Below are 13,757 nucleotides of genomic sequence, written 5' to 3' on the forward strand. Positions count from 1 at the left end.
GGGCAGCGGGCCCTTTACGTCTGCTTCAACCGCACCCTGGCGGATCACATCGGCCGCATCGCGCCGGCGCGTGCGCGGGTGTCGAGTTTTCACGAGCTCTGCGTGGAGCACTGGCGGCGCACGCAGGGTGAGCCGGATTTTACCGCCGAGGGCATCTTCCAGGCGGTCGTCGAGCGCTACGGCAGCGACGCGCAGGACTTCGAGGCGCTGTACGACCTCGTGATCATCGACGAAGGGCAGGACTTCGACCCCGACTGGGTCGCGAGCCTGCTGCCGCAGTTGAGGGAAGACGGGCGGCTCTATCTGCTCGAGGACGAGGCGCAGCGTCTCTACGAGCGCGACGGTTTCGATCTCGACGGCGCGGTCAGCGTGCGCTGCAACGACAACTTCCGTTCGCCGCGCGCCATCGTCGATGTGATCAACGCCTTGGGCCTGGCGGAAGCAGCGGTCGAGGCGCGCAGCCCCTACGTGGGCGAGCTCCCGACGTTTCGCGCTTACGACGACGAGCGTGGACTGCGCCGCGAGACGCTGGCGGCGGTGGAGGTCTTGCGCGAGCGCGGGATCCCGCTTGCCGACATCGTCGTCCTGAGCGCGCGTGGACACGGGCGCTCGCTACTGCTCAAGGCGGCGAAGCTGGGGGTGTTCGGGCTGCGGAGGTTTCTGGGGCGATATACCGCCGACGGCGACCCTGTGTGGTCAGAGGGCGAGCTCCTGATCGAGTCCGTGCATCGGTTCAAAGGGCAGAGCGCCATGGGGGTCGTGCTGACGGAGGTGGATTTCGAGCGGCTCGACGTAGGAACCCGCAGGCGCTTGTTCGTGGGCATGACGCGGGCGCAACTGGCGCTCGAGGTTGTTGTGTCGCGGGCGGCGGAGGCAGCGCTGAGCCGCGTGCTTGAGTAATTGTGCCCATTCAACCGCTTGTGACAGACGCATGACGTCCCCCACTTGCGGTATGCTCGTTAGAAATTGAATCGAGCTTGATCTTCGCAGTGGCTAAGGAACCCCTGATCAATTGACCTTTTGGGCGCGCTCACCCAAGCCAGCCGATTGAAGCGACTCCGATGATCGATTTTTCCGCTTCTACCGCTATTTTTCGAGGCCTTTCGGGCTCCGAGCGCCCATTTTCGGGCGCAGCGGGTGGATTTCGCCCATCAATTCATCAAGGCGCGCCTCGCAAGATAGAGATTGGTCAAACCGATCAGCGAGAACACCTATGCGGCGTTCTTCGCGATCCCCTTGTAGCGCACCTTCGTGTAGCCGAACTGGCGCTTGATGACACGAAACACGTGTTCGACGCGCGCGCAGATCGAGGACATCTTGTGGTTGAAGCGCTTGTTCGCCTCGGTCAGCGGGTGCTGCTTGGTGGCCTTGAGCGACACCCCCCAGAACAGTCCTGTCTTGCGCGCCAGACGCTTGAGCTCTTTGTTCACGTAGCCCTTGTCGCCGAACACCGCCCAGTCATCCTCACGCACCAGGTGCTGCAATTGGATGATGTCCGAGACATTGGCAGGCGTCACCGAAACGGTATGCACAAGCCCCGAATTGACGTCGGCGCCCACGTGGACCTTCATGCCGAAGTACCACTGGTTGCCCTTCTTGGTCTGATGCATCTCTGGGTCGCGCTTGCGTTCTTGGTTCTTCGTCGAGGGCGGCGCATGGATGATCGTGGCGTCGACCATCGTGCCGCCCTTGAGCAAGAGACCACGCTGCTCGAGCGTGTCGTTGATGATGTTTATCATCTGGGAGGTCAGTGCGTGCTTCTCGTGCAAGTGGCGGAACTTGAGGATCGTCGTCTCGTCGGGCATCGCGTCGTCGGTCAGGTCCAGCCCCGCAGGGCGGCGCATCGACTCGACATCGTAGAGCGCGTCTTCCATCGCCGGATCCGACAGCGCACACCACTGCTACATGAAGTAGATCCGCAACATCGTCGCCAGCGGCATCGGCGGACGACCGCGCCGATCAGTCGTCGGGTAGTGCGGCTCGATGACTGCCAGCAGTGCGGCCCAAGGCACGACCTTTTCCATCTCGGCCAGGAAACGCTCCCGGCGCGTCTGTTTATTTTTCCGTTCGAAAGCCAGCGAGGCGAAAGTCGTTTGCTTTATGGTGGCAGCGCGGTTTATGACTTCAGTATTTTACCGGCTCTGAATAGATCAGAGCTTCCCTTTAAGCTCTTGTGCCGCACCACGCGCGGCGATCTTGTCCGCGACCTCTTCGTACCGTGCCTGGAGCATTCCATCCTGTATCGGCGGGCTGAAGGCTATTTCACCAGCGCCGGCCTCGCGCTGGCTTCTCGTGGCGTTGCGGGTCTCTACTCGCGCAGTGGGAAGTTGCGACTCGTAGTGTCGCCGTACCTTGAGCCGGATGACGTACCCGCTCTGCAACCAGCAGCAGATAAGCCCATCAGTGTTCATCGGGCAATCGCTTCGCGAAGCCTCGCCGAAATCGAAGACGCGCGGATTAATGATCGGCTCAGTGCCTTGGTTTTGTAGGGTAGTTGTATCTGATATAGATTCTATAGCCTGAAATCTTGGTTGCCTCCATTACATCGTGAGAGCTCAATTGCAATGCACATAAATTGTGCGGCTTCCTAATCTTTGGGCATCCTATGCATGCGGGAGCGTCATGCCGCTAATGCAGATTTAATTTTCTATTTTGGCATGCGCCACGCTTGATGAATTTCGGGCTAAACTAGCCTGCGTTATGACTTCAAGGTTCGATTGTCCCAAGGTAGATAGCACTGCAATCCTAAATTTTGAACGATTTTCGCGCTGATCTCTGCTAGAGACCTCAGCGTCAGAAATTAAGAGAAAATGAAACCCTACGATCATTGCGAGTTCGAGCACGAGCGCCAGGCGTTCGCTCAGTTGAATGCGAGGTTACCTGAGTCGGACGACCTTGAAATCTATCCGAGCGTCTACATTGCAGATGAGAGCCGGAAGGTCTATCACGAGTGCGACATGCTCGTCATCGCGAAAAGCTTTGCGGCGGTGGTCGAGCTTAAGCATTGGGTTGGGGACATCGACATCGAGCAGAGCCACTGGACACGGCATGGAGAGCCGGTTCGTGATCCGCATGAGATCAACCTTCCAAAGGCAAAGGTTTTCAAATCACTGCTCGAACGCTGCTTGCCCGCGGCGAATGTGCCGTTTGTTCAGTCGGTCGTCGTATTAACTCATGAAGAGGCGGACGTTCGTGGTGCGGATACCGCGTTCGACATTATCGGCCGCCTCGACGCTCAGAACGGCAGGATCGGCGATCATTTGACGTTCAATGGCGTCGATGAGCTGGCGAAATACTTTCGGGAGCGAGTGAGACGTGATCTGGATGCACACCGTGCCGCGTTAAGGCCTACCGACTTTCAGAGGCTTCGTAAGGCCCTCGACGAGCGATTTAGTGGCATTAATCGGTCGGACTTTGCCGACCAAATCTCCGGCTACAAAATCCAGCGGGAGATCGAAAATACATCGCGATTCGTTAGTTATTTGGCCGAGGCAAATCCTCCACATGGCGATGTTGTCTATCGTCTGCGCGTTTTCGGTGCTGCCAGCAAGGACGCGGCGGTGCAGGCGCGGCAGTTTCGGAGTCTCGACGCCTTGGCACGGCTACCGTTCCATCCAAATATCCGGCCCGCCCATCGCCATCCAAACGAACGCGGCCTAGTGGTGGAGGTTTGCCAGTGGAGCGACGTGCAGACCCTCGACCAGGTGATGGCGAGCGCGACGGCACTGACGCCCACCTTTGCAGCCCGTACCGTTCGTGACGTTGCGCGGGCGCTTGCTCACGTCCATGAGTCCGAAGCTAGTCTAATTCACCGCAATGTAACCCCGCGTAGCATCATTGTGGGACGTGATCACCACGTCGAGCTCACTGACTTCGACCTCGCCTACGACCCCGACTCCCAATACACCGTTATGGTCGGGGACGAACCAGCGCGCGGACAGCGCTACTTTGCCCCTGAGGCGCTTGTTGGCACTCCGGACTATGCGTCGGACCTATACAGCCTCGGGCAGATACTCTCCGAGCTGCTCGGCATGTCCGGCGCCAAAGACGGCGAGGCGGGTGACGCTGACCTGCGCTCGCTCGTATCCGAGATGACGCAGGCTGACCCGAAAGGGCGGCCGACGGCGCAGCAAGTCGTCGGCCGGCTAAGCGCGTTCTTGAAGGATGAAAGTTCGGTTTCGTTACGAGGCGTCTCGGCGCCGCTGCCGAAGCAACCCGAGATTGGCGATTCCTACGATACTTGGACCCTTGTTGAGCAACTCGGGCAGGGCGCAACTAGCCGAGTCTTCCTCGGAGAGAATCTCGGCGATCGCGCTACCTTAAAAATCTTTAATCCCGAAGTTCCCCGCGAGCGCTGCCTTGCCGAGCGAGACTTCCTCCGCATGGCTCACAGCAGCTTTGTGGTGAGATATCGCAGCTTCATGCAGTGGGGCGGGGCCTACTGGTGCATCATCCAAGAGTACGTGCAGGGCGAAAGCCTGCGGCACCTCATCGAGAAAGGAGCGCGTCCGACCGCTGGGCTCGTGATTGACGTCACGGCACAAATGCTTCGCGCGCTCGATGCTTTGCACAGCCCGCCCGTCGATACCGAAGGCGAGCCGATGCAGGGGCCGGTCATTCACAACGACGTGACTCCTGCAAATATCGTTTTGGACGTGGAGCGCGGCATCGCCAAGTTGATCGACTTTGGACTTGCCTGTCCAAGCGGGCTGACTGTCCTAGGTGGAACACCGGGCTACGTAGCGGCTGATCTTCAGACGAAGGACGGCAGCCTCGCGATCGCTGTCGGCGACCTATACGCCCTAGCAGTGAGCATGGTGGAGTGGGCCACGGGAACGCGTCCGTCTTCTCAGGAAGCCGCGCGGCGGCTGCTTACCGAGGTGTATGCCGAGACCGGAGAGCGGCTGGCGAACGTCCTCGGGCGGGCGATCGGTCCGCGCGAGCAACGGTTTGAGTCGGCTGCGGCGATGTGCGACGCATTGCAGTCGCCAGTTCCAAGTGCAGTGGAGGTTCCTCCCAGCCCAACGCAGGCGTCCCTTCGAACTGTCGAAGCACCGTCAAAAGCGCTTAAGCAGACTCCTCTCACATTCGTCAGCAGCCGCCCCTCGGCTGCTGGAGCAGAAGCCTTCGTTGACTACCTAAACACCATCCACAATCTGTCGGCGGACAACCGGCATGCGTTGGCCGAAGCGCAATCGGTTAGCCCGTTTTTCGCCAACCTCCACGTCGAGATGAAGCTCACGCGCAGCATCGAGGATGCCTTAAGCCAGGAGGCTCCGGCGGTTGTCATGCTGACTGGACATGCTGGGGATGGTAAATCAACGGTCGCCATCGAGCTATTGAAGAGTGCGCGAGGGTTGCCGCGAGGCGCAGCGCTGAATGCCCCGCCCAAAGATGTGGAGCTTGAAGAGTATTTCGGGCGCCCGCTTTCGATCGTCAAGGATATGAGCGAACTCGCGGCCGACGAGCGAATGAGGCGCCTCGAGGAGGCTATGGCAGGAGGAGGAAGCGCTCTCATCGTGAGCAACACCGGTCCTTTGCTTAGCACCTTCCGGCAATACTTCAGTCGGCAGCACTCGGCTCAAGAGATTGAGCAGGAGGTGCTCGGCAGGCTCGATCAGCCGATGCAGGGTGACCGACTGACGTCCGACAACTGTTTTGCGATGAATGACGGTAAGAAAGTCTTCATCGCCAATCTTACGATGCTCGGCAATGTGGACACGGCTGTCCAACTGCTGGACAAACTCGTATCGCACCCCGCCTGGCAAGGCTGCGACGCTTGCGCAGCAACGACAACGTGTCCGATCAGGAAGAACGTTGAGCTCGTGCGCTCCTCCCAGATTGTTACTCGCGAGCGTGTGCGCTTCGTGTACGAGCGCTTAGCAGCATATGGCCGACGCATGACCATGCGCCAGCTTGCAGCTCACCTCAGTTTCAGTCTCACCGGAGGGCTCTCATGTGAGACGGCCAAGGTCGCTCCCGAAAAAGAGCTGATCTTCAGCGAAACGTTTTTTGGACACGTCGGAGCGACGAGCGAGCAAGCAGCGGATGCGCTTTTCTGCCTGAAGCAAATGGTCGACCTGCACTTCGGTGCTGCCACAGGTCTCGAGTTCGACCGGCTGATTCACGAGGGCAAGCTGGCGGAAGCGGTCGAATTGCCGGAGGCGGCCGCCAAAGCGATGGTCCGTTGGCAAGTCGAGGCTCGTACCGAGCAGGGCGGCGAGGCGCGCGCGCGACTGCGCCGCCTGCTCTACATGTTCGGCCAAACGCGCAGCGCAACCAAGAACTTCGAAAAGACAATGATTGACGAGTTCCTGCAGTCGCCGATGCTGCGTTCGCTTCATACCTGGCTCAAGCAGGGTACCGCCGGCGGCGGGCTCGAGAAGCAGAAGTTCATCCAGAAGACAGTCGGCGTACTCATCGAGGAATACACGGGCTGCATGGTGCCGGAACAGGCTCGCGACCGGCTGTTTATCACGCTACGGCGTCCTGATGAACGCATTTTGCAGTCGGTTCAAATCGTACTGAAAACCGTCCCGATCTCCGATTTGGACCTGATCGTCGACACAGTCCGCCGAGTTCCCGCGGTTGTCTACAAGCCAACTGGCGTTCGGTTATCGCTGACCTTGCCGCTACTCGATTACATTATTTCCCGCAGCCGCGGGGAGCTCACGGGTGAGCTCGACGCTATTCATCGTGCAAGCCTCGAGCAATTCCGCGGTGCCTTGCTCGCAGAACATTCACTTGACGATGAAGTGGTGACGGTGCTCGAGTTAGATGCTCAAGGCGAGTTGCACACTCATAGATTCTGCCCTCTCGATGATGGGCGAAGACTGGTATATCAGAAATGATTGATAATTTTCCCGCAGTCGGTCTAGAGCGCGAGGATATTAATCCGGCGATTCGCGCCTTTGGACGCCGCTTCTACAAAGATCAAACTCCACTCGAGTACCTTGCCGAGTTTCTGCTGTGCTTCAACGCTGAAAAATTCTACGATGAGGCGAACATGGGAGCGGGTATTCCCGAGCTCGCTAGTGTTCCACAAAAGAGTCTGTCCTATCGTCCTGAAAGCCGAATTGCGCTGAAGCTTTTCTCGTTCTTCCCGTCATCAAAGCTCGAAACACGCCATCCGGTTCACGTGAAACGGTTCAAACAGCTTATCGAGGACATGTCCGCAGCGGTCGAGACGGATTTCGATGGCGACAAGAAGCGTGCCGTTCGTGTGCTGCAACAGCTTTTCTCCGGCTTTGTGGGTGTGGCTGGTCAGCGGACATGGGTAACGCATAGCTTTATCCCTGCCTCTCGCCACCTTCTGTCGCGCGAAGTCGACTGGCGCCACACAGACGCGATCAACGCAAACGTCGACGAATGGGATACAGCGCAAAGCCATTTCACCACCGGCTCCCATAACTTCATGGCACGCGGCGGGGAGATGCTATTCCTGCAACTATGGCATGCGCTTCGCGCGAAAGACTCCGTCGAAATTGCGCAGTGGTTAGAGTCGGAGTACGCGTATATTGACTGGCCAGAAGTTTCCCAGAGCGCAATAGAGGGCCTTGACAGCCTCGTGATCGAAATCGACGCGCCATTGGCCCGGCTCGGATCGGTCATCGAGTGGGCAGGACGTGAGGCTCCTGCCATTGAGGAAATGCGCGAAAAGCAAAAGTTTGGTTGGATCCATCGCGAATCCTGGCGTGAGGCAGCACTGTTTGCCTGGGAAATCGCTAACATTACGGCATCCGGGCAGGACCCGCTCCGCAAAGTGCGAGTATTGCAGAACCTTTGCTGCATGCATGTGCTGAGAAGCTTATGCTTTCAGGCAGTGCGTTGGGTGCGAGCGATGGGCGAACTCGGCGCGGCTGGCGACGGGTTTGCTGGTGGTTACGCGTGGATCACTGCGGGGCCTCACGGGGGCACAAGCTCGGATTTGGGCAAGGTCTCAAATGCGTCAGTGAGCGCGATTGAGGAGCTCTTGTTCAAGGCCGTTCGATCGACAGCGTTACCGAAGCACTCAGCACCGAACGGTGGGGAAGACCGAGCAGATCTTGCGGATGCTCATGGCTATAAGCTCTTCCGCAGCTTGGGTAAGCACATCGGCCTAATTATTCCGCGCCAAGGGCCGATGCGCTTTTCTCTCTCGAGCTCGCTCGTCGAGACCGCTGTTGCTGCACTGATTCCTCCCGGCGAGCGTCTGCCGTTCGATGAGTTCTTGTGGCGCCTGTATCGGCACTTTGGGATTGCCGTTGGGCCAGCGCAGATCGAAGCGGCTGCGGGGATGCAATCCGCAGGTTTTCACCTCGCACCGCGCAACGACTGCGCGGCTTGGCTTGAAGACGAACTCAAGCGTGGCGGCCTCCTCATCGCGCTCTCCGACGCAACGCCTCTCGTTGCAAACCCTGCATAAGCATCGCTATGAAATTCTTTACGGATACCGTTGTTCAGCATCTGGCTGGGCTGATTGACCGAGCGCTAGTCACGGGGCAGGGCGGTGAAGCGGCTCAACTCCGCATATTTACCCAGTCCATGCCGCCGGACGTTGTTTACCAGATCTTTCAAGGCGTGGAGGAGCACCTTCAGTCGAAAGCAAACCAGATTCGATGGGTAATGCGGGTGGCCGATGGCCTCGGCAGGCACTGGCTCAATGGAGACGTGCAGGTCCGTCATGAGCGCACGCGCCTTGAGGAACGGACCTGGATTGATGATAAGGATCAGCTTACCCACTACCGCAATCTGCAGCCTCAAGCAGGCGATGAGCTGTTGCTCGTTCTACTCGCTGGGGTCGATCACGCGACCGACCGCGGGGGGCTAGCCGACTTTCACATCCTTACCGATGAAGCGATTTTTAGAGATTGCATGGGAGGCAGCTTCCGTGGATGGATCGAGGAGGCGCTGCGCCAAGCAGGACTGTCGGATGCTAATGGCGGAGCGGTGCGCGAATTTGAGGCCTTCCTCCACAAGCTCTTTCAACTGCGGCCGAGCAATCTTGTCTCGCTATCGCGATTCTTGACAGACGAACTGATGCCTGCGGCGAACGCGTGCACCAGTGCGGCCGACTTCCTGGGCCTAGCATTTGAGCATCTGCCCTACTGGGACGTACCCTCAATTCTGTCGCCCGCTAACCCTACCAAACGCACGATCCTGCTTCAACCCGCAGCACGCTTTATAGCTCGCGACGCGTATCGAGAAAAGCGCGAACGTGACAAGGCCTTGAGGCAAATAGACGCTGTTCGAACCGAGCTGCTCACGCCGCCTCTCACGCACAGGCAGGCCCCATATGGCACCTTCGATGAATTCCTTGACACCTTGTCGGATTTCATCAATCTGGGAAGCGTCGCTTCCCGAACACGATTGATGCACACAGACTTCGCTGCTGTCGTCAGGATCCTGGGAAGGAAAGAGAAGAAGGACTCTGGCCGCCCGCGCTCGGATACGCGTCTGCGGGGACCAAGCCTACAAGTGTTTCTAACGGCGATCTTTGATTGTCTTCTTGAGTTTAAGCAGGGCTGCCGCCAAAACTGGGCGCCTGCCCTACTCGAATCCCTTAAGATCACGGTCGAGTCTTTTGAGTTCGACGGCAGTGAGGAGGGATCGCAGGGAAATAATACAACAGCAGGAGAAGTACTCAAGGGGCTGCTTGGCGGACTCGAAGGCTTTCTTCGCGCGCTCCCTTTACAGTTGCGCAAAGATGAGGCTGACCAAAGACTACCAGACCCCGAAGACATTCTTGAGGTATTTTGGGGGAAGGGCGGCCACGATGTCATCATCACTCAGAGGCGAGTCAAGGAAAGCCGCCTGCGCTTCAGCGTCGAAGCGCAGGACGAAACCGGGGCGCTTCAGGTTGCCCGTAGCTTTATTTGGATCGTCCCGCCCCATCATGAGGAGCGCGTTCGCCTCAGTTCCGCGCGCTTGATGAAATCCCGCCTCGACGAGGCGCGGTTTCTACCTTCGATACGTTTTGGCCAAACCCTCGATGAGTTGTACTTTGCTATCGATGACGGGGAAGCGCAGCGTCTCTTTGCGTCCGGTTTAGCCGAAGCCGAGATAGTTAACGTCCTCGACGGGCTTGAGACGAGCGAACTAAGCCGCGACGTTTATACCGCCCTTGAGGACCTCGCAGGGTCGTACCAAGCATTTATTCGCGAGCTGGTAGACAAGGGCTACTACGCCGCAATCGAGACGCCGCTTCACAGCTTAGTCCAAACCTATTCCCGCACCGTTGGCCTGATATTAGAAAGAGATGCAAAGCGCGAAGCACGCGCTGAAGAGCTTTTGCGCCGAATCTACCAAGCCTTCCTGTGCGTTCCCCTGGGTGTCTCGCTAACAGGTGGCTTTGTCCCAGCGATCGTCGCGACTGGGATCACCCCCGCGATTGCCGAAACGGTCGCAGCTCGCGAGGTCTTCCTCAGAAACGGATTCGCGCAGGTTTGCGCACTTCTATTGGAGCAGGGGCCACGACAGGGCAAGGCTGCTCTAGCTCGATTGTTCGGGCTAGTTGAGCTGCGTCGTCCGCTGTACGGTCTCGTCTTTGATTCATCGCGGAGGCTGACAACCAACGCTCGCGCATTCGGTCTGATCCATAGGCTTGGCGAGCGGCCTGCCGTGGCTCCGACGCTCGCAGCGCAGGCCGAGATGCGCAGTGACGATATTGTGGAGACTGAGTCGTTATCTGACTACATGCGATCTACGCCGGAGTCTCGGATAATTGCGCACACGTTGGCGGGCTACAGGCAGATCCACGCCTTTGCCGCAGACCGAATGGCAGTCCTGGCTGCAAACGTTTCTGATCTGCGGCCAGTAATCGGTGGCGTACATGCATTTCTAGAGGGGGAACTTAGCAATCAGGCGGAGGGCACCAAGAGGCCCTATATCCTGACACTGCGCGTCATCGGTCGCGGCCCCTCAGTCACGGCCGCTCAGGAGATCTTGCGGCAATGGCAAGAGCGGTGGATGGAGGAGGAGGACTCGGAAAGGAGGCCGTGCCGCATTACGGTCGCCTATCGTCCGGCGCGAAGCAGGGACGAGGTGCTCACGTTACTGAATCAAGTGGAGGCCTTGCATGACGTCGGCTTTTTGTCGAACTTCCTGAATGACCAAAGCGGCGGCGATAGCGTCGTCCCCGCGGCGCCGTTTGATTGGCGTGTCGTCCACAGCGGCAAGTTCCCGATTTGTGAGCACCCGCGCCCCGCCCGCCCGAGCGATCCAAACCTCCGTCAGGGCCTCGTGAGTAACCGTCGCTTTAAGACGGCAGCGTTTCACGCGGAAATCACGGCGCGTCTCAAGGATCCCGAACATCCGGGCGAGCGCCACCTGATCTTCAACCAAGTGGGCTATGGCGAGCTTGAGCGCGGGATGACCCGTCGTATGCATCAGCTCAGCCGTTGGGTTGCCTGCGTCGATAGGTTCGTCGATAAGCCACTTATCCTCGATGAAGACGCGGCGGCTAACGACCGTAAGTTGGTCGGGTTCACCTCGGGCGTGGGCGCCTACGGCGAGCTGAATCTGACTCTGTCAACTGAGAGCAATACGGCTGGAGAGCTCCTGCAAGGGACAGCGGCAAGACTCGCTCAAATTTATCGGCAATGGACCGAGTACGAGTGCGTCCAAGCCGCTCATCGGCTCGTCGAGGAGGCACAGAGTGTCACGGGCCTGTCGCTCGTGCGGGCGCTTGGGGACGAAGGCGTGCTGCGCGACGTGATCGGCTACGCGATCGCCAACAGGCTCTATCTGGCCCACTCGTCCGCGACGCTTCGCGCCACGATTCCGCTTGACTCATTCGCTCACTGGTTCGATGGCGCTGATGAGGGCTTAATTCCTGATCTCTTGCTCCTCGAAGCGCACTTGGACGGGACGCGCTTTGTCGTGGATGCGACGATCGTCGAATGCAAGGTTGGGCAATATTCGGCTGACCATGTCGAGGAGGCGGTCACACAGGCCGGAGCCGGCGTGTCGCATCTGAGCAAACTCTTCGTACCAAACAACGACGTTGAGCTCGCAAGCGTCTTCGACCGGCGCTACTGGTGGGCGCAGTTGCACCGAGCGATTGTGGTACGCAACGCAACACCGATCCAAGCAAGTCAAGAGCGGCTCGTAGATCAGGCGCTGGAGCGGCTAGCGGAAGGGGACTTCGACATCCGCTGGCGTGCGATCGGGGCCACTTTTTGGACCAACGACACGGCCGGCGGCAACAACAATGTTTCACTCCGCCCCGTCTGCACGGTGGGCTCCCTCCTCGGCGCCGATACCGAGTTGCTTACGGTTTTCCACGCCGAAGTGGGGCAACGGACGGTGTTGGAGACCCTTAAGGATCCGAGCCGCGATCTGTCTTCGCAACTCCTCCCGCAGAAAGCTGCGGTGGCTCTCGCCGCCCGCGAGACCGAGAACAGCAATGGTAGAGGTGGGGCGTCGGTGGTGGAAGCTCCTGAGTGCGCGCAAGATATGGAGCGAGAGAAGGAGGTTATCCACCGGCTCAGCCCAATTGAAACTGCTCTTCCGACGGAGCCGCAATCGGAGTCGCCTGTAGACGAGACGGACGTCGGCACCCGGCTGGTCCCTCCGGTCGAGCCCGCAACGAAGTGCGGACTGCGTCTGCAAGTGCCAGAACGTATTCTGTTGGGCAGAGAGCTCACGAACCAAGGGGCGGTAGGTGACCCGGTGTATTGGGAATATGGGAGCTCCTCTCTCCCCAATCGCCACCTGCTCGTGTTTGGCACATCTGGCATGGGCAAGACCTACGCGATTCAAGCTTTGTTGCTCGAAATGACAAATGCCGGACTGCCATCGATGGTCATCGATTACACCGATGGTTTCTTGCCCAGCCATCTGGAGGCGGAGCTAAAAGCTGTTGCTGCGCCAGACACCTTTGCCCTAAAAATGGGTAAAAAGCTTCCGCTCGATCCGTTCCGGCCTCAACGCAGTGAGATTGAAGGGCTCGGTGTTGCCGAAGACTCTCCATTTGATGTCGCGAAGCGCGTAGCAAGCATTTTCACCGCCGTCTACGCCACGCTAGGCGAGCAACAGCGCTCAACGCTGATTGACACGATCGAACGTGGTGTTGAGTCGGGTAGCTTTTCCCTGCAAGCGCTGTACGAGCAGCTCCAAGCTGATGGCCAGGAGTTGCTGGCGAACAAAATTATGCCGCTTGCGCGTTCTGAGCCGTTCTCCACGGTAGCCGAAGACGCGTGGGATGCAGTCTTCTCTGGCCTGACGAGCCGCTTAACTATACTGCAGCTGGCTAGAATTCCCAGAGAAGTGCAGCGGCTCATCATCGAGTTTGTGCTGTGGGATCTGTGGGACTTTTTGAGCCGTACCGGAAGTAAAGATCGTCCCCACCCGGTGGTGCTCGATGAGGTGCAGAACTTGGACCACAGCCCAGGCTCTCCACTAGAAAAGTATTTGCGCGAGGGACGTAAATTCGGCGCCTCGATGATTCTTGCGACACAGACGCTAAGTAATTTCAATCGAGAGGAGCGGGACCAGCTGTTCCAAGCTGCCCACAAGCTGTTCTTCTGTCCGGCCGCGACCGAAATGAGAAGCTTCGCCACGATCTTGAAGGAAATGATGCCGCATACGGAAGTGGACGATTGGGCGCATGCGCTCTCAACACTTAGAAAGGGCGAGTGCTTGTCGGCGGGGCCTGAGCTTCGGCCGGATGGCAGCCTTCGCCAAAGCATCCGCCGTGTCGCGATTACAGCTTTGAGTGAACGGGTAAGGGTCACGGAATGACTCGGTCAGATACACGCTTGCCGCTCAGTTTTCAC

General features: G+C 58.7%; 5 protein-coding genes and 1 pseudogene. 5 read left to right on the forward strand and 1 reads right to left on the reverse strand.

Annotation, left to right across the window (positions count from 1 at the left end):
- A partial coding sequence (locus ACMV5O_RS19220) for an ATP-binding domain-containing protein (protein ID WP_416164966.1) occupies positions 1 to 900 on the forward strand: 900 nt, incomplete at its 5' end.
- A 311-nt stretch (positions 901 to 1,211) separates the two neighbouring features.
- On the opposite strand, the pseudogene ACMV5O_RS19225 reads toward ACMV5O_RS19220, so the two are convergent.
- A pseudogene (locus tag ACMV5O_RS19225) lies at positions 1,212 to 2,078 on the reverse strand (IS5 family transposase).
- On the opposite strand from ACMV5O_RS19225, the gene ACMV5O_RS19230 reads away from it, so the two are divergent.
- From ACMV5O_RS19230 to ACMV5O_RS19245, 4 genes are all read left to right on the forward strand, one after another.
- Positions 1,974 to 2,489, forward strand: a complete 516-nt coding sequence (locus ACMV5O_RS19230) for a hypothetical protein (RefSeq protein WP_416164982.1) — start codon at positions 1,974 to 1,976, stop codon at positions 2,487 to 2,489. The pseudogene ACMV5O_RS19225 and the gene ACMV5O_RS19230 sit on opposite strands and share 105 nt — an antisense overlap.
- Before the next feature lie 321 nt (positions 2,490 to 2,810).
- Complete coding sequence (locus ACMV5O_RS19235; RefSeq protein ID WP_416164967.1) at positions 2,811 to 6,851, forward strand: protein kinase domain-containing protein; 4,041 nt, start codon at positions 2,811 to 2,813, stop codon at positions 6,849 to 6,851.
- On the forward strand, positions 6,848 to 8,404 hold the full coding sequence (locus ACMV5O_RS19240; RefSeq protein ID WP_416164968.1) for a hypothetical protein: 1,557 nt from the start codon (positions 6,848 to 6,850) through the stop codon (positions 8,402 to 8,404). Before ACMV5O_RS19235 ends, ACMV5O_RS19240 begins: the two co-directional genes overlap by 4 nt.
- 8 nt (positions 8,405 to 8,412) lie before the next feature.
- Positions 8,413 to 13,722, forward strand: a complete 5,310-nt coding sequence (locus ACMV5O_RS19245; RefSeq protein WP_416164969.1) for an ATP-binding protein — start codon at positions 8,413 to 8,415, stop codon at positions 13,720 to 13,722.
- Positions 13,723 to 13,757 lie beyond the last annotated feature (35 nt).

This window comes from Thauera sp. WH-1 (assembly GCF_047806685.1).
GTDB lineage: Bacteria > Pseudomonadota > Gammaproteobacteria > Burkholderiales > Rhodocyclaceae > Thauera.